This is a genomic window from Deltaproteobacteria bacterium (genome assembly GCA_005879535.1).
Classification (GTDB): Bacteria; Myxococcota; Myxococcia; order Myxococcales; family 40CM-4-68-19; genus 40CM-4-68-19.
This window is the reverse complement of sequence record VBKI01000015.1, coordinates 1997-18358: the sequence shown is the minus strand read 5'-3', so window position 1 is coordinate 18358 and position 16362 is coordinate 1997. Positions and strand designations below refer to the sequence as shown.

Below are 16362 nucleotides of genomic sequence, written 5' to 3'. Positions count from 1 at the left end.
CTCGTAGAAGCGTATCGCCCACGCGGCGGCACTCCAGGTGCCGATCAGGATCGGCTTCGCGGTCATGCCTTCGAGTCGCCTCAGCAGCTTCTCGCCGATGCCTTTGCGGCGCTGCACGGTCTGGACGTAGGCGTGCCGGATGAGGCTGACCTCGCCGCGGTCCTGAATCCCCATCAGGCCAACGAGCTCGCCCTCCGCCTCGTAGCCCCAGAAGACGATTCCGTCGCGGATCTCCTGCTTCAGCGCATCGAGCGGCATGTAAGGCTCATGCCAGCAGTCGGCGGGGATGACGCCTTTGTAGGCCTGCGCGGCATCATTGACGATCGAGAAAAGCGCCGGCAGGTCGGCCACCGTGCAGGGGCGGATGTTGGTCGTGCTCACATCGGCACGATACCATCGACCGATGCCGCTACTGCTCTTCGAAGCCGTGACGTCGGCGGGGAATGACCCACAGACGGGCCGCGTCGAGTTCATCCATCTCGCCCAAAGCGAGGGCGAGCCAATGCGGGCGACGGATCGAATCCGCGCGCTTGCGGGGATTGGCCTCGAAGGCGACCGCTATGCGAGCGGGCGCGGTCACTTCTCCAAAACGCCGGGCACTGGCCGTGCGCTGACTCTCATCGAAGCCGAAGTGCTCGAGCACTTGCGCGACAGCCTGGGAATCGCGCTGCGGCCAGGCGAAGGTCGACGCAACCTGACCACCCGTGGAGTCGCGCTGAACGCACTGGTCGGACATCGCTTCCACATCGGCAATCTGCTCTGCGAGGGCATGCGCCTGTGCGAGCCATGCAAGTATCTCGAAGAGCTGATCAGGAAGCCGCTCGTCGATCCCCTCTTGCACCGCGGCGGCCTGCGAGCCGACGTGCTCGAGGATGGGGAGATTCGGATCGGCGACGAAGTGCGGCTGGTCAATCCTGGGTGAGCCACGTCGAAGGCTGTCGTCCTTGGATGGACGAGCAGAACCTCTGAGCTGCGCGCCGCTTCGGTGCGCGGTGCTGCTACGCACGACGGCGCGAGGCCCGCTTCGGCGTAGTGGACGCTTCCGTTTTGAAGCCGGCCACGACTTTCAAGTCTTCGAATTTTTCGAGCGCCTGGATCGTGATGACATCAGCCCACCGGATCAGGCACTCAGGTGGAGAAACGGTGATGTTCCTCGTATCGCTCATCGCAATCCACTGCTCGATGTGGTCGATCCGCAGCCAGAATCCAACGCTGGCCTCTTCTCCGATGCATTGGCCGAGGACGACCCATCGACTCTGCGGCTGCTGGGTATCGATCCCGAGGAAGGCTCGCGCCACGTCGTCGGCAAGCCAAACGGCATACTTTTGGTCGACCCTCATGCGGTCCTCGTGACGCGCTACTGCAGGACCCCCGGCCAAAAGCGCCAGCTGCAGTTCGTCGAGACGGTGAGCACGGGGCGGTGCGCGCCTTCGCGACTCTGGTCAGGGAGCGGTGAGTTGTCGGTGCAGCCGATGAGCAGGATGAAAATGCCGAGGTAGCCGACCGCAGCGAGTCCGCGCATTGCCGCCTCCGAAGCGACGCCCCCGTTCCCACCCCGGAGGGCGTTCTAAGTTGCGGGCGGTGACCCTTGCCTACAAGCGACAAGAGTGCCCGCACGCCAGTACCCAGTACGGGAGAGCGAGCGAGCGGTTCTTACGGGCTACTCCACGCGTGCCGGTGAGGCTGGACAACCGCCACGACGAACTCGTGCCCCTCGGCAGCTATCTGGTGAATGCGGTGGCCGCTCGCAGCGACTTCACACGCACCGAACTACGCACCGGGCGCGATCCGTATCTGGGACAGTCCGCGAAGATCAGTGCGGAGCACTTCCTTGCGGGCGGCCGCCAGTTCGGGCCATTCACCTCGCGCAACATGCGCACCCCCAATTCGGCCCGTTGCTGCAGGTCATGCCGTGGCCGGCGTATGCAAACATGACGGCGCACGATCTCCGCGCCATCTACGAGTACCTGAGCGCAATCCCGCACGCCGAGCCGGACTCGATCGGGCCCTGAGAAGGCAGGGCGGTCCTGCCGAACCGCTGCGGCGTACCAGCGCCGCGACGATTAGCCAACGCCGCCATGTGGAGTGGGCGAGGTGCGTCAGCTGGCTTTGCGGACGTTGGCCGCCTGCGGACCCTTGGGGCCCTCGGTGACCTCGTACTCTACCTTCTGGCCTTCCGCGAGGCTGCGGAAGCCCTCTGCCTGGATCGCGGTGTGGTGGACAAAAACGTCCTTGCCGCCGCCGTCAGGCGTGATGAAGCCGAATCCCTTCGCATCGTTGAACCACTTCACCGTACCGGTCGCCATCGATCGCTCCTGGCGGCGAGGTTGCCGCCACCCTCATGATGGAGATTCACGGCTGACTCCGCGCCGACCGTTGGCCTTCTGTGTTAACTCACTCTATGCGGCGCTCTCCGCGAGAATTCTACATCGGTGTCCTCTGGTGCACGGCAGGACTCTGCGGAGTGTCCTACGGTTGCCCGGGCGAGTGAAGCCTTGGCCACTGCGGGTGCCTGCGATCATATGTTGGCGCTGCCCGCGAGGGGAGCGGGAAGCCAGCCGGCAGGCGATTGGCTACGTGACTCATAAGGGGGCAGCGAGGGCTTGAAGTTGCGGCCCGCCGCCCACGGGTTCCAAAGCTGACGGGGCTCAGTGATAAACGACCGGACTACACTCTCCATCCCGCAGGGAGGAATTGGACCATGAGCCAGACATTGACGCACCAGCCGCTCTCCGCCATCCGCGTCGAGGAGCGGGAATGGGAGACGCTGCGCTGGCCCGGACAGTGGAGCAAGATGCTGTTCCACCCGCGCGTGGACGCACCAACCGTGCCCAACGCCGGGCTGGTGCGCTATGAGGCCGGCTCTCATCATCCGTTTCACAAGCACGACTTCGCGCAGGTCTGGTACATCCTCGAGGGCACTTTCACCATCGGCGAGGCGACATACGGCCCCGGCACGATGCTCTATTACCCCGACCCCCATTTCGAGCCGCCGCTGATCACCGAGACCGGCGGGCTCATGCTCTTCGTCCAGTACCAAGGGCCGACGACCGGGGGGCGCCCCGTTTACGATGGCCGGTTCAACATGACCGCGCGACGGCCGATCGGCGAGGAGAACGTCGAGCGCTGATCAGCGCCCCGGACGACGTTCTACTGGACGGAGGGAGTGGGGCAGCCTGGCCATTTGACCAACCAATACGTACGTCCGTATTATAAGCACTGATGCCGAAGCGATCGCATCGCGACAACCTCCTCGATGCGGGCCGCAAGGTCATGTTCGAGCGCGGCTATCGCGGCGCCGGCGTTCGCGACATCGTGTCCGAAGCCGGCGCTCCACAAGGGTCGTTCACGAACCACTTCCGGTCCAAGGAGGCGTTCGCGAGCGAGGTGCTGGAGCGGTATTTCGACTACCTCAGGGAAATCGTGCAGGCGACGCTGGGCGATCGATCGCTCTCGCCGCGGGGTCGGATTCGACGCTACTTCGATGTCATCACGGGAAAGCTCAAGGCCGAAAAGTGGGCACTGGGATGCCTCATCGGGAACCTGAGCCTCGAGGTCTCGACGGAGAGCAAACCGTTGAGGACACATCTCTCCAATATCTTCGCGGAATGGCGCGAACCCTTCGCCGCGTGCATCGCGGAGGCACAAGCGGCCGGCGAGATCGCGGACAACTTTCCGGCACGGGATGTGGCCGACTTCCTCCTCGCTGGATGGCACGGGGCCATGCTGCGCATGAAGGTCGATCGAAGTTCGAAGCCGCTGGAGCAGTTCAAGGCCATCGCGTTCGCCACGGTTCTCGCCAGGAGACCGTGATGAATGCGATCAACCTGCAAGCGTTGCGGCGACGAGTCCGATGCAAAGGAGGCTCGCGATGAACAGGACGTGTCGGTCCACGATTGTGTGTGCGGTACTGGCCATGCTGCTGGGAACGCTTGCGGCGCAAGCAGCCGTGCTCGGCGGCTCGCAGAGCGTCGGCGACGAGGCGAGGACGGGTACGCGGCGCGCAGATCCCCGCGGAGATATGGTCGCCGTTCTTCCGGCTCAAGCTCCGCACCCTTCGCTGGGGCACCATGCGGACCTGTTCGGGCGCTTTGTCGGCACGTGGGACGCTGACTACTCGTTCATCGCGCAGGACGGCAGCGTTCGCCACTCCCGCGGAGAGGTGCTGTTCGGATGGATCCTGGACGGCTACGCGCTCCAGGACATTTTTCTCAGTTACCCGAAGCCCGGCTCGACCGACGAGCGGAAGATGGTCACCGGGGTGCGGTTCGTGGACCCCAAGACTGACAAGTGGACCGTCATGTTTGCGGCCCCGGCTTTTGGGGCCGCCATCCGGATGGAGGGGGGAGCCGAGGACGATCGCATCGTGCTTCGCGGCCACGACGACAAGGGGGCCTTGCTGCGTTGGTCGTTCAACGACATCCGGCCCGATTCGTTCGTGTGGCGCGGCGAGACTTCGCACGACGGTGGCAAAACGTGGCGGCTCGAGGAGGAGCATCACATGATGCGCCGCGGACGGGCCTCCGGATCCGCTCGCTGAGCGTCTGCCAGAGCGCAGCAGGGCACTACCTCGCGCCGCGCAGGGCGGGCTCCGGTACACTTCGGACCCATGCCGGTGGATCCGGTGGGCTTCTGGGGAGCTCCCACCGCCAGCATCGACTGGTGCGAGCAGAACTACGCGCTCCTCCCGTGGGTCTGCGAGGCGTTCAACACGGTCTCCAGCCTGGCGATGGTCCTCGCCGGCGCGCTCGGGCTCTCACGGCAGACCTTTGCCCGGGAGGTGCGGGTGGCCTTCGCCCTGCTGGTGCTGGTGGGGCTCGGGAGCATCGCCTTCCACGCGACGCTCCGCTTTGAGCTGCAGATGCTCGACGAGCTGCCGATGCTCTACCTCGTCACCTGGCTAGTCTGGCTCCTGGTGGAGAACGGCCCCGAGCCCCGGCTCGGCCGCTGGTTCCCGGCGGTGCTGCTGGTCTACGTGCTCCTGGCCACGGGAGCGACGCTCCAACGCGGTGGCGCGCAGTTCCTTGCCTTCCACCTGAGCTTCGGAACGCTGGAGATCCTCTGTCTCGGCCGGGTGACCTGGCTTGCGCTCCAGCCGGAGAACGCACCGGTCCGGCGGAGCTTCGTGCTGGGGCTCGCAGCCTATGCGACGGGGATCGCGGCTTGGTTCGTGGACCTCAAGGCCTGCACCCTGGTGGGCGTGACCCTCCCGGCCCACGGCATCCCCAATCCGCAGCTCCACGCCTGGTGGCATCTCCTGGTGTCGATCGGGTTCTTCCTCCTGCTCCGCGTGGTCTCCTTCGACCGGGTCCAGGCCCGCCTGCGTCAGCACTGAGGCCCGCCGCGATCCCCGCCTCCAGCGTTGATCCTCGTTGTCGCGTGGATGATCGCGGCGGCGTATACGCTGGCCATCCTGATCGGAGGGACGTCGACGAAATGCTCAGGGCGCGAGTGTGGGCGCAGGTGAAACAATTCTGCTGAGCGTGCGCCTCCGCCTTGCCCTTACGTTCGCGTCGGATCTCCCGCAGCCGCGCCTCCATTCGGATAGGCCCACTCTGGTAGGTGATGAGACAAGGAGCCCCGCTGCACGCTCGACCGGTAGCCGCAGCGGGAGATACCACCATCATGAACCGCATCTCCTGCTTCCTTCTCGTCATGACCAATTGCAGGAGAATCGAGAGCGGCCGCCGGCACCCGCGCGGTGAGTCTTGTTGCGTCCCTCCGGGGACCTGCTCGTGAGCGTGTGGGAAGACGTCATCGCACGCCGAGCGCGCGCGCTCCATCTTGGCAGCGTCCGGAACCAGATCTTCGCGTTTGCCGCACTGGCCGACCCGGGAATCGGTGACCGAGACGACTGCCGCAGAGCTACGCGGCGCGACCTCAGAGTCGGCCCGGGAGATGGGCTCATGGCTTGACGAGCGCCTCGACGCCTTGCGGGGAGCGGCCAGCTCGTACGTCGTCACTGAGAACCTGAGCAAAATCGAGGGAAGGGATGGTGGCAAAGCGCTCGGCCGTCTGCGCGCTTACCTCAACTCTCTTCGCGAGCGATTCCCGGATCAAGAAGCTCTTCTGGTCCTCGATGCGAGCGGGCGCGTCGTGACGAGCAGCAACGGCCGGACGGGGAGCGTGCGCCTCTCCCCGGAGGGGCTGACCGGTCTGCGAACGGGCGAGGCGCTCGTTGGCGAGGCCTACTGGGACGGGGCGCTCGGCAAGGCCACGATCCTCCTCGCCGTCCCGATCCGCGAGGCGGATGGGCGATTCGTCGGCGCGTTCGCCGCGAAGCTCAACCTGCATGCAGTCACGGACATGCTGCCGCGCCTCTCCCCACTCGACTCTGGCGACGTCGCTCTCACGACGGACCAAGGCAGGCTGGTCATCAGGTCCCGGGTGAGCTCCGCCGAGTTGATGCGAACGAAGCTCCCGGAAACGATGACGAGTGCGTTGTTCGAAAAGGAAGGCCAGCCCGTCGTGTACAAGCGCGCGGACGGGGAGGAGGTGATCGGCTCCTTGCGACGCGTCCCGCGGCTGCATTGGGCGGCGGTGGCCGAGATCCCGCTGGCGCAGGCATTGGGCCGGGTTGGCCGGCTGCGGAGCGCCACCGGATTGCTGCTCGCCGTGCTCCTCGCGCTCGTCGGGCTCCTGGCCTACGTCCTCGGATTGCTCATCGCCCGTCCGCTCGGGCGCCTCACGACGGCCGCGGCGAAGATCGCCGCCGGGGATCTCCTGATCGAACTCCCGGTGGGTGGGGTCGGTGAGGTGGGCTACCTGACGCGGGTGTTCAACACGCTGGTCGGGCGCCTGCGCGAGCGGGAGAGCCAGGCGGAGTTGGAGCGGCTCTCCGTCACGGACGCCCTCACCGGGCTGTACAACCGCAGGCACCTGACGGGCACGCTCGCGACCGAGGTACAGCGGTCGCGTCGGCTCCGGCGACCCTTCTCGGTGCTGTTGGCAGACGTCGATCACTTCAAGCAATACAACGACACCCACGGCCACCCGGCCGGCGACGCAGCGCTCGCGAGGATCGCGGACATCTTGCGGAAGACGACGCGCGGCGTGGACTGCGTCGCGCGATACGGCGGGGAGGAGTTCTTGGTGATGCTGCTCGAGACCACGGTAGGAACGGCGGCAATCGTGGCGGAGCGTATCCGGGCGCGGGTGGCGATCGAGGAGTTGGCCGGTGGGAGGATCACGATCAGTATCGGCGTGGCGGAATGTCCAACCCATGGCGACACGCCGGAATCGCTGATCGAGAGCGCCGACGCCGCCTTGTACGAGGCGAAGGACAGGGGTCGCGATCGTGTGGTGGCCGCCGGCGGGCATCAGGAGCGGGAGAAAGAAAAGAAGAGACGGCGCACCAGGACGGCGCGGGCCTCGGGAGACACGTAAACCTCCGCGGGAGCGAATCGAGCGGGTCGCCGCACGGGCGGCTGCGACAGACTCCAATGCGGTCTAGCTTGCACTACGACGAACCAGTTGCGGCTTGAGCTGCCCCGCTGTCGGGTCCGCAGCCTGACATTTCGTCCCCGGGTCGGATCGCGGCAAGCGCCTGAACGCGATTAGACCGGAGGCCAATGCAGCGGTCATTCCTGCGCTGGGTGACAGCTTTCGCCGTCCTCTTTGCGAATGGCGCTGGCGCCGACCCGGCGTTCGATCACCCGATGTTCCACGGAAACCGGCAGCGCACCGGTTGGAATCCGCTGGAGACGATCCTGACGCCGGCGAGCGTGTCCAGCCGCGACTTCGGAAAGCTCTGGGACTCGCCGGCGTTCGACTGGAGCAACGGCGTCGCGCCACACATGTACGCCGCGCCGCTGTATCTCGATGACCTCGCCATCACGCGCGGGCCGTACGCAGGCGGGCGTTTCGGGGCCGTCATCGCCGCCACCAGCAATGACTTCGTCTACGCCGTAAATGCGTTCGCGAAGGGATCGGTGCCCGCGGGAGCGATCCTCTGGAAGAGACGGCTCGGCCAGCCCTCGGGGGGGCCGGACGGCGTGCTGCTCGGTGTCCTGGGCACACCCGCTGTGGATACCCTGGCCTCGCCGCCGCGGCTCTACGTCGCGGCCGACGTCGCCGACGCGACGCGAAGCTGGCGCGTGTTTGCTCTCGACCTCGGCAGCGGGAACGTCCTGGCCGGGTGGCCGCTCGAGATCTCCGACGCCACCGTCAGCCCGATCAACGAGAACGGCCCGGCCCAGTTCCAGCGCACGGGCAAGATGTCGCAGCGGGGAGCGCTGAACCTCAGCCTCGACAGGACCGTCCTGTACGTTCCGTTCGGATCGTACATCGACGGAGGAGCAGGCTGGCTCGTCGCCGTCGACACAGGCCTCCCCTCCGGCTTCCCGCGTCTCGCCAGCGCCTTTTCCGGCGCGCCGTGGATGGATCCGGACGCGAACGCCGGGATGTGGTCGGCCGGCGGCGCGGCGCTAGACGCGAACGGCGTGGTCTACATCACCACCGGGAATGGCCCGAAGGGTCCTCTCGATCGCAACTGGGGCAACTCGATCCTCGCGTTCGCGCCCTCTCTTCCGCTCAGGCTGCAGGCGACCTACACGCCCTGGAACCATTGCCAGCTCGATGGATACGACGTCGACATGGCCGGCGGGGGACCGGTGGTCTTGCCGGATCTCGATCGCGGAACCACGCTGACGCCCCACCTGCTCGCATCGGGCGGGAAACAGGGCAACGCCTATCTGATCGATCGGGACAACATGGGCGGCCGTCTCGACCACCGTCCCGGTTGCAACCTCACCTACTCCGCCGCGGACAGGTCGCTGTTCGGTCCGGAGTTGTATTCGCACTATGGGAACCTGCCGGGTCCGCTGAACCTGTTCGGGCCTTATTCCGAGGAGTACAACGACATCAGCCTCGCAAAGGCCCGCAGCACTCCGGCGTTCTACCGGGCAGCAGACGAAACGCCCTACCTCTTCTTTACGGGATCGACGAAGAAGTGCGTCTCCTGCGCCGACCCGGCGTCGCCGGGCGTGGCGCGAGTCAAGTTGATCGCCGCGACCGGCCAGCCCGCGTACCTGGCGCTCGATGCCTACGAGAATACCCTCGTGCTGACGAACCCGGGTTCACCGGTCGTGAGCAGCAACGGCCCCGCCGATCCGATCGCCTGGCTGGTCGACACCAACGTCGACCGAGCCGCTTCGCTGGACCCCGCGACCGCGGCCCACGCCACCCTCTACGCCATCGATGCGCTGACGATGCGCGTGCTGTTCGCCAGCACCTCCGATCAGCTTCACGTCGGTGGCAAGTACTACCACCCGGTGGTCGCGCGCGGCGCCGTCTTCGTCGGGACCGATCGAATCTCCGCGTTCGGGCTGACGTCTCACCCGGTCGACGCAGGAACTCCGGACGGTGGAGCGATGGATGGTGGAACGGCGGCGGCGCCTCCCGACGCCGGCACGAGCTCGAATGCCGGGACGACCGGAGCGCCGGCGGCGCGATCGGGTTGCGCCTCCACGGGCGCGAGCCCGCTCTGGATCGCCGGGCTGGGATTTCTCGGATGGCTGCGGCGCCGGAACCGGCGAGTTCTCAGAGGGAAGTGGCTCCCCGAGCCCGCCGGTGATCGAACCTGAAAATTCGCGACGCGATACGGGAACGATGGATGACAGGAAGATGCGCGCGCACGGACGCCGCGCGAGTTGGCACGGAATTGCGTATGGTGCCCCAGATCTCCGACGTGCTGCCGGGAGGAACGGATGGACAAGCCTCGCATCTTCCTTGGCTCGTCAGGAAAGCAGGAGAAGCTGCTGCAGGCACTGACACGCGGTCTCGAAGCCGTCGCACACGTAGATCCGTGGACGACATCCTTCCATCCTGGGACCACCACACTGGATCGCCTCCTCGAGCTCACGCATGAAGTCGACTTTGCCGCGTTCGTGTTTGCTCAGGACGACTGGACGACCACCAGTCCGCCAGCGTCTCGTGCCACGGGATCGGGCCAGGCTTCTCCTCGAGACAACGTCGTCTTCGAAGCCGGGCTTTTCGGTGGAGCCCTCGGAATGCGGCGAACCTTTATCATCCATGCAAGCGACTCGAAGCTTCCGAGCGATCTCCTCGGCCTCACGTGCGTACGGTACGGCGAAGCGACGACCGCTTCCGAGATGAGAGTCGTCAACCAGAAGCTTCGGAAGGCGATCGAGAACGAGGGCCGCATCGCCCGGATCGAGGGCTTCTGGTGGCAGTTTTCCCTGACGGAACGGGGCCCGCGGGAACCCTCCGCCGTGAGCCTCTTGCGGATCTCGCGAAACCGCGACGGCGCGCTGGAGCTGGTCGGCCGCTCATGGCAAGAGGATGGCAGCCTGTCAGCGAGATACTGGAGCGAAGCGGCGAAGGAGAAGAAGGAGCCTTCGGGCGTCTTCTACTATTGGAAGGGAGAACGGCCCCTGCACCCGAACGCGCCGCAGTTGGACGGGACAGGGGAGATCCGGCTGGAATCCGCCGATCGCGCGGGAGGGTACTTCACGACCCGTGCGGACACGCACCCGAAAGTGAACGCGCGGACGTCCGGTGTTTACTTGCGCGCCGATCCAAAGGACATGAGCATCCTGGAGGGACGCGACGACCGGCGACGCGCGGAGTTGATCGCTGAGCGGTTGAGGGATTGGAAGTCGATCACGAAGGCTTGAGATCAGCGTACGATAGTAGCGACCCGGCCGACGACGTAACTGCTGGAAAGGGTCCCCGAGTCCGCCGCTGATCGAACCTGGCGATTTCAAGCGCCCGTTCGTTGCGCTCCTCGTGACGGACCTCGCCTAAGACGGCGGTCGTTTCGAGTGCCAGACCGCCTTGGCACGGCGTCTCCTTGCCGGAGTGACGAGTCTTGGGTCGTCGAGGATCTTTTGCAGCAGCGACGGAGGGTCGCCGCTGCCGGCTTTGCGCATGTCCCCGCCTTCATCGCGCGCAATCTCGATAAGCAGTCGGTTGGTGACCACCGACCGCGGAGCCAACTCGGTGATGTCCTCGGTGCTCGCCCACTGGTCTCGGTGTTTGATCAGAAGCCAGGCAGTCTTCGTATCGGCGGGACGTCCGCGCGTGCGCACGAGCACCCATGAGCCGCGCAGCTTCTTTCCGTCCAGCGAGAACTTGAGATCTCCCTTCTTCAGTGCGGCGACTACATCCGGCGTTTGCGGCGTCCAGGTCCCTCTGTCCCAAATCATGACCGTGCCCCCACCGTATTCGCCGGCCGGGATGATGCCCTCGAACTTGTTGTACTCGATCGGATGATCCTCAACCTGCATTGCGAGGCGCTTGACGGCAGGGTCGTAGCTCGGCCCCTTTGGCACCGCCCAAGAAAGCATCACGCCGTTCCATTCGAGGCGGAAATCATAATGCAAGGCGGTGGCCCGGTGTTTCTGCACCACGAAGGCGAGGCTCGTCTTGGCCTCGCGGGTGGAAGGCTGCTTCCCTTTGGGCTCGGGACTGACGTCGAAGCGACGCTTCTTGCGGTAGTCGGTCAGCGACATGGTCGACGACAACGTACGCTCGCACCGACGCCTCGACAACGCCTGTCTCGCCCTCAGCGCGGAACGCGGCGCAGCTCGCGGCCGTTTCCGACCACCCAGTAGACGAAGCGCGCGTCGAGAGCCGCAGCGGATTCGAAACCTTTCACATACGCGCGATCCTTCAAGTCCGGTACCGTCCGCAGCCAGGTCCAGCAGCCGGAGTATTTGTCGCCACACTCACTGACGAAGCCGAAGACGCCGGCCGCATCCATGACGAGGGAGGTCGACCCGGCGAGGGGCAGCCGCGCGAAGGTCGCGATTGCGCCGGTCCCCAGCTCCATCCTGCGGATCTCGGGCGCTGCGATCGGACCCTCCATCCAGAAGAGACCGGTACCCGCGCGCATTAGCCCATGGACCGAGAAACCGTCGCTTGGGTGAAGCATGACCGCCGGGCTCGACCCATCCTTGGGAATCGTCTGGATTCCGTACGGCCCAGTCTGCGGCACCGTCCCGCCCCTGTTCTCGGTGAGGAAGTAGATGCGTGAATCGTCAAGGACCATGGCCGAGATGGCGACGCCGGTGAGGTTGAGCAGCTCGGTGACCGGACCCGCTCCGAGCGGCATGGACCGGACGGTCCAGGGTTCCGTGGCGGTGAGGTAGTCGTTCGTGAACCAGTAAAGGTTCGTTCCGTCGCTCTGCAGGCCGCCCAGGTCGTACTGCGACGAGGCGAGAATGCTCGGCGTCCCGGCCGCCTTGGGCAGCGTCACGATCGTCTTGTCGACCTCCTCGTACCAGAACAGGGAGCCGCCCGCGACGACCAGGCTGAATCCATCGAGCCCCGACGCCAGCACTGCCGACGGGCCCCCCGAGAGCGGAATCCGCTCGAGGTCGGCGCCGAGCCCGTAAATCGCCGTCTCGTCCGCGGCGATGACGCCGACCGGCTGCTGGAACGTTCCGAGCAGCTCTCCACTGCCGGGCTGCATACCGCCGCATGCCAGCGTCAGGAAGCTGATCGCCACTCCAACCCGCAAGCGCATTGCGCCCCCAAGGTCGATGCTCAGATGATATCGACGGGCGCAAGCTGAGCTAGTCGGCGCGACCTCCCTCATCCGGACGGCGGGCCAGCAAGATGATTTGCACGCATCAATCTGCAGCGCCTCCGGCTGCGGTGGCGGCGACTGGCAATGCGCGGGCAGGCTCCTCCGCCATGCCAGCTTCGGGCAGGCGCTTCATCAACGGGACGAGCACGGCCGCGATGATGGTGCCGACGATTGCGACGAAACCGAGCTTGATGAACAGATTCGTGTACAGCGGCAAGCTCTGGATCGGGCTCGTCACGCCTTCGGGGACGCTCGCGGAGGTGGCGACGAAGCTGCCGAGGGATTGCGAGATGCCGGTCGAGAGAAAGTAGACGCCCATGAGAAACCCGCGGAGCGAGGGCTTGACATAGCGCGCATAGACCGCGAGTCCCAAGCCGCTGATGAGAAGCTCGCCGAGCGACTGGAAGGCGTACCCGGCGAGCATCCAGGAGAAGGACACCTTCCCGTCGTCGTGGGCGAAGCGCCCGCTGATTCCATACAGGAAGAATCCGAGGGCCAGGATCGCAAAGCCGATCGTGAACTTCGTGGAGATGTGGAAGTCGCCGCCCTTCTTGCCCAGCCGGTTGTAGAGCCACGCGAGCGGCGGGCTGAGAATGAAGATCCAGATGGGATTGAGCGCCTGCACTTGTCCCGCGGGCACCTGATAGCCGAAGACGTTCAGCTCGACGTTGCGGAGCGAGAAGAGGGTCAGCGACGTGGACATCTGCTGATAGAAGATGAAGAACAGCATTGCCTCGGCGGTGAGGATGATCACTGCCCAAAGGCCTTTGCGCTCGCGGTCGGTGCCGTGCTTCATCATCCAGCCGAAGATCACGAACATGGCGAGGAACGCCAGCAGCACCAGCGCACGTGCCAGGTCGCGGTTCTGGATGATGAACGCGACGCAGACGGTTCCGATTGCGATTCCCACCAGGACGAGCCCGAGACGGCGCAAGTCGAGGGGCTCGAAGTCCGGCTTCGAGCCGACGTGCGCGAGGAAGCGGCGCATGAAGAAGTAGTTGAGGAGCCCGAGCACGAGGCCCGCGGCACAGACCGCGAACGCGGCGTGCCAGCCGATCGCGATGGCGATCAGGGGCGTGGCGATCTGGGAAAGCGTCGCGCCAACGTTGACCGCCATGTAATACATCGTGAAGGCGCTATCGATCTTCGCCGAGTCGCCTTCGTACAGCCGCGAGATCAGACTCGCCGGGTTCGCCTTGAAGACGCCGCCGCCCACTGCGATGAGCGCGAGCGCCGGAAAGAGCAGCGAGGGTCGATCGGGCACTGCGAGCAGTGAGTAGCCGCACGCGAGCACGAGCGCGCCGATGACCAGCGTGCGCCTGCTCCCCAGAAGCCTGTCTCCGATGAATCCGCCCGCGGCTGGTATCGCGTACGCGAGCGCGACGAACGCGCCGAAGGTGAGGTTCGCGCGGTCGTCGCTGTACGAGAGCCGCTGCACCATGTACAGCACTACGACTGCGGTCATGCCGTAGTAGCCGAACCGCTCCCACATCTCGATGAGGAACAGGGTGACGAATCCCAACGTCCTCGATCGCTCGCCTCGTGCGTTGGAAGGGTCGTTCATGGCGCGCCACGCTGCTCCCTTCTGGGCAGCTCCGCAACATCCAGCAGGTGACGAGCCACACGATTGCGAAGGAGCTCGTCGCGCTCCGCCACTCGATGCGAACCGTGTGCGGGGTGTCCTGGGGGACTTCGAACTGATGTACGACGTGGCCAATTCCGAGGAGCGGAAAGAGCTGCCGCGGCTCCTGGTCCGTCGCATCGAGTTCTACGGGGTTGGCCAGGACGTCCGGTTCGAACTCAGCACGGACGTTAACTTTCCAGGGGGTAGTTCGATCTCTCGCAGAAGATGGCTCCACGCGCCCGCCAGTGATCGAACCTGGCAATTCGTGGCGCCGTTCCATGAGCTTCGCGGGCGTAAGGCCGCCCCGTAGCCCCCGGTACAGGAGGACAGATCACTGGAGCACGTGAGCTCCTGTCGGGGAGGCTGAGCGGAAGAGGAATCCTGCTTCCTGTACACTCGAGCTCATGAAAACACCGGCCATTGTCGCGAGGCTCGTCTTGTTCACGGCGATCGCGTCGCTTGGAATCGCCTACCATCGCACCAGCCATGCGAGCGCGTTGCCTGCCTGTGACGCGCAAGCCATCGCCAAAGCGGGGCGCGGCTACGTCTGCACCGTGAAGACGAAGGGCGGCCCGGTCTCGTGGCGCGTCGAAGTCGTCGTGGTTTCGGGGAGTCGCACCTTCCGCGTCTTTCAGGACCAGAAGAGCGGGCTCTACGTGAGCGACGATCTGGGCAGGCACTCGCATGATTCGGTCATGAAGGAGTCCCTCTGCGCCTCACCGGATTACGCGGCTCAAAAGGGCAACCTGACTTCAGTCACCTGGCGCGTGCCGTCGGGTCATCCAAGGAAACTGAATGGCAAGAAGGGCTTCCCGGATCACGACAGCGATTTTGTCGTGCTGGAGGAAGACGGGATTCGTGACGCGATTCCGGGCTTGACGACAAAATGGTTCACGTCGTCGTCCGAGGAAGACGGCGACAAATCCTTGTACTCTTCCTACGGGTATGACGGGGAGTTCGGCGCGGTGAACGCGGGCTGCAATGGGAATGGGAACGTCTCCTTGCGCTGCGTCGGGCAAGTGGCGCAATAGGCGATTGAAGGATGTCGATCGTCCGAGCATAGGTCACTCGAACTGCCTGAGTGCCCCGTGCAGGCGAGGACCGCGATCCAGAAGGTGCGCTGGAGGCGGAAAAATCGGGCATGGCGACGCGCTCGGGCCATCCCGTCAATCTTTCGGCGCATTGGCGGGCGCGGTCGAAGGGGAAGCCGCAAGCCGCTCTACGTCTCAGCGGCGGGCTGCGGCCTCCAAGACGCTGCGGACCGCGTCCTCAGGATGCGCGGTCCTCATCGGATTCCGACGCTGGTGAGGAGGGCCGATCAGCTCTTCCCGCTCCGCCTCTTGATCGCTTCGACCGCGCCTGCTCAGTTCACCGTAACGGTGGCCGAACCGCTCCGGCCCTTGTGGCCCTTGCTGGCCGTCACCGTCACGGGAGCGCCGGTCTTGATCGCGCGAACGAGGCCGGTCTTGACCGAGAGCCCTGGTGACGCTGACGGTGCTCGCGAACGTCGGCTGCTTCGGGATGCTCAACGTCATGGCGCGCAACGAGGGCCGCGCCGCACGTCAGGAGGCAAACCGTCAAGCACTTCGCGAGACAGCGCCTAAGTAAGCGGAGTTCAGGGCAGAAACGGCGCAAGGCGTGAGGAACCCCTAGGAGCGCTGTGTTAAGCGCCGACGCCTCGATGTTCTACTGGACCAGAGGGGTGGCTCCCCGGAGGACACCACTCTAGAACGGATTTCTCTCGCTGGTCCGAGAATCAACCACTTAGGTGGCCTTGTGCGTGTTCTGGAGTGGTGCCCGGTCGCGATTACGAACTCTCTCTGTGTTAAGCGCGTGCGAGTATCGCAGCGGGTTAACATGGCAGAGAATCTGAGTGATCGCGCTGGCGCGAGGACTCCGGGGCCCCTCCGCTACGGGATGGGCGCAAAACTAACTTCTCATCGCTCGAGACGGTACGGATCTTCTCGAGGCTCCAATAGACCGATCGCGAAGAGCGTCCCGAGCACCTCGGGATGCCGACGCAACGCCACGTCGCCGTCCGGCAACACCACGCGCCCATGTGGTCCATCGGCGGTGGCGATCTCGGCGCCGCCTCGTGTCGATCGGACCACTGAGAACACCAGATGCTGTTCGCCGGATGGCGTCCGCAACTCCATGCGGAAGACGGCGGGATCGTCACCAGGCC

15 protein-coding genes are annotated in these 16362 nt (G+C 65.3%); 9 read left to right on the top strand and 6 right to left on the bottom strand.

Annotated features, from left to right (window positions below; all coding sequences use genetic code 11):
* Positions 1-474: GNAT family N-acetyltransferase (locus tag E6J58_00925; GenBank protein ID TMB43504.1), on the bottom strand; the 474-nt coding region annotated here is incomplete at its 3' end.
* On the opposite strand from E6J58_00925, the gene E6J58_00920 reads away from it, so the two are divergent.
* Complete coding sequence (locus E6J58_00920) at positions 404-922, top strand: MOSC domain-containing protein (GenBank protein ID TMB43503.1); 519 nt, start codon at positions 404-406, stop codon at positions 920-922. The two genes, E6J58_00925 and E6J58_00920, sit on opposite strands and share 71 nt — an antisense overlap.
* 76 nt (positions 923-998) lie before the next feature.
* On the opposite strand, the gene E6J58_00915 is transcribed toward E6J58_00920, so the two are convergent.
* Both E6J58_00915 and E6J58_00910 read right to left on the bottom strand, forming a co-directional pair.
* Positions 999-1340, bottom strand: coding sequence for a hypothetical protein (locus E6J58_00915; GenBank protein ID TMB43502.1), 342 nt, complete (start codon positions 1338-1340; stop codon positions 999-1001).
* A gap of 759 nt (positions 1341-2099) precedes the next feature.
* Complete coding sequence (locus E6J58_00910) at positions 2100-2306, bottom strand: cold-shock protein (GenBank protein ID TMB43501.1); 207 nt, start codon at positions 2304-2306, stop codon at positions 2100-2102.
* A 395-nt stretch (positions 2307-2701) separates the two neighbouring features.
* On the opposite strand from E6J58_00910, the gene E6J58_00905 reads away from it, so the two are divergent.
* The 7 genes from E6J58_00905 (at position 2702) to E6J58_00875 (ending at position 10637) form a co-directional block, all read left to right on the top strand.
* Entirely contained in the window at positions 2702-3130 is a 429-nt protein-coding gene (locus tag E6J58_00905) for a cupin domain-containing protein (protein TMB43500.1), read from the top strand.
* Positions 3131-3222: 92 nt separating this feature from the next.
* Complete coding sequence (locus E6J58_00900; GenBank protein TMB43499.1) at positions 3223-3813, top strand: TetR family transcriptional regulator; 591 nt, start codon at positions 3223-3225, stop codon at positions 3811-3813.
* Positions 3814-3871: 58 nt separating this feature from the next.
* Positions 3872-4540 (top strand): hypothetical protein, encoded by a 669-nt coding sequence (locus tag E6J58_00895; protein ID TMB43498.1) that lies wholly within the window; start codon positions 3872-3874, stop codon positions 4538-4540.
* 69 nt (positions 4541-4609) lie between these two features.
* Entirely contained in the window at positions 4610-5335 is a 726-nt protein-coding gene (locus E6J58_00890; protein ID TMB43497.1) for an alkaline phytoceramidase, read from the top strand.
* Between the two features lie 563 nt (positions 5336-5898).
* A complete protein-coding gene (locus E6J58_00885; protein ID TMB43496.1) occupies positions 5899-7386 on the top strand; it encodes a diguanylate cyclase in 1488 nt (495 codons plus the stop codon).
* 185 nt (positions 7387-7571) lie between these two features.
* A complete protein-coding gene (locus tag E6J58_00880; protein ID TMB43495.1) occupies positions 7572-9584 on the top strand; it encodes a hypothetical protein in 2013 nt (670 codons plus the stop codon).
* Between the two features lie 123 nt (positions 9585-9707).
* A complete protein-coding gene (locus E6J58_00875) occupies positions 9708-10637 on the top strand; it encodes a nucleotide-binding protein (GenBank protein TMB43494.1) in 930 nt (309 codons plus the stop codon).
* Between the two features lie 126 nt (positions 10638-10763).
* Here E6J58_00875 and E6J58_00870 read toward each other — a convergent pair whose 3' ends face one another.
* From E6J58_00870 to E6J58_00860, 3 genes are all read right to left on the bottom strand, one after another.
* The gene (locus tag E6J58_00870) at positions 10764-11474 is read right to left on the bottom strand and encodes a hypothetical protein (protein ID TMB43493.1); all 711 of its coding nucleotides are present in this window, start codon (positions 11472-11474) and stop codon (positions 10764-10766) included.
* A 53-nt stretch (positions 11475-11527) separates the two neighbouring features.
* The gene (locus E6J58_00865) at positions 11528-12490 is read right to left on the bottom strand and encodes a hypothetical protein (protein ID TMB43492.1); all 963 of its coding nucleotides are present in this window, start codon (positions 12488-12490) and stop codon (positions 11528-11530) included.
* A gap of 106 nt (positions 12491-12596) precedes the next feature.
* Positions 12597-14117, bottom strand: a complete 1521-nt coding sequence (locus E6J58_00860; protein ID TMB43491.1) for an MFS transporter — start codon at positions 14115-14117, stop codon at positions 12597-12599.
* Between the two features lie 464 nt (positions 14118-14581).
* Here E6J58_00860 and E6J58_00855 point away from each other — a divergent pair, with 464 nt between their 5' ends.
* A complete protein-coding gene (locus E6J58_00855) occupies positions 14582-15208 on the top strand; it encodes a hypothetical protein (GenBank protein ID TMB43490.1) in 627 nt (208 codons plus the stop codon).
* The last annotated feature ends 1154 nt before the right edge of the window (positions 15209-16362 follow it).

Excerpts from the sequence above, each read along its gene's own strand:
- E6J58_00920 (TMB43503.1), top strand. The coding sequence starts at position 404 with ATGCCGCTACTGCTCTTCGAAGCCGTGACGTCGGCGGGGAATGACCCA.
- E6J58_00915 (TMB43502.1), bottom strand. The coding sequence starts at position 1,340 with ATGAGGGTCGACCAAAAGTATGCCGTTTGGCTTGCCGACGACGTGGCG.
- E6J58_00910 (TMB43501.1), bottom strand. The coding sequence starts at position 2,306 with ATGGCGACCGGTACGGTGAAGTGGTTCAACGATGCGAAGGGATTCGGC.
- E6J58_00905 (TMB43500.1), top strand. The coding sequence starts at position 2,702 with ATGAGCCAGACATTGACGCACCAGCCGCTCTCCGCCATCCGCGTCGAG.
- E6J58_00900 (TMB43499.1), top strand. The coding sequence starts at position 3,223 with ATGCCGAAGCGATCGCATCGCGACAACCTCCTCGATGCGGGCCGCAAG.
- E6J58_00895 (TMB43498.1), top strand. The coding sequence starts at position 3,872 with ATGAACAGGACGTGTCGGTCCACGATTGTGTGTGCGGTACTGGCCATG.
- E6J58_00890 (TMB43497.1), top strand. The coding sequence starts at position 4,610 with ATGCCGGTGGATCCGGTGGGCTTCTGGGGAGCTCCCACCGCCAGCATC.
- E6J58_00885 (TMB43496.1), top strand. The coding sequence starts at position 5,899 with ATGGGCTCATGGCTTGACGAGCGCCTCGACGCCTTGCGGGGAGCGGCC.
- E6J58_00880 (TMB43495.1), top strand. The coding sequence starts at position 7,572 with ATGCAGCGGTCATTCCTGCGCTGGGTGACAGCTTTCGCCGTCCTCTTT.
- E6J58_00875 (TMB43494.1), top strand. The coding sequence starts at position 9,708 with ATGGACAAGCCTCGCATCTTCCTTGGCTCGTCAGGAAAGCAGGAGAAG.
- E6J58_00870 (TMB43493.1), bottom strand. The coding sequence starts at position 11,474 with ATGTCGCTGACCGACTACCGCAAGAAGCGTCGCTTCGACGTCAGTCCC.
- E6J58_00865 (TMB43492.1), bottom strand. The coding sequence starts at position 12,490 with ATGCGCTTGCGGGTTGGAGTGGCGATCAGCTTCCTGACGCTGGCATGC.
- E6J58_00860 (TMB43491.1), bottom strand. The coding sequence starts at position 14,117 with ATGAACGACCCTTCCAACGCACGAGGCGAGCGATCGAGGACGTTGGGA.
- E6J58_00855 (TMB43490.1), top strand. The coding sequence starts at position 14,582 with ATGAAAACACCGGCCATTGTCGCGAGGCTCGTCTTGTTCACGGCGATC.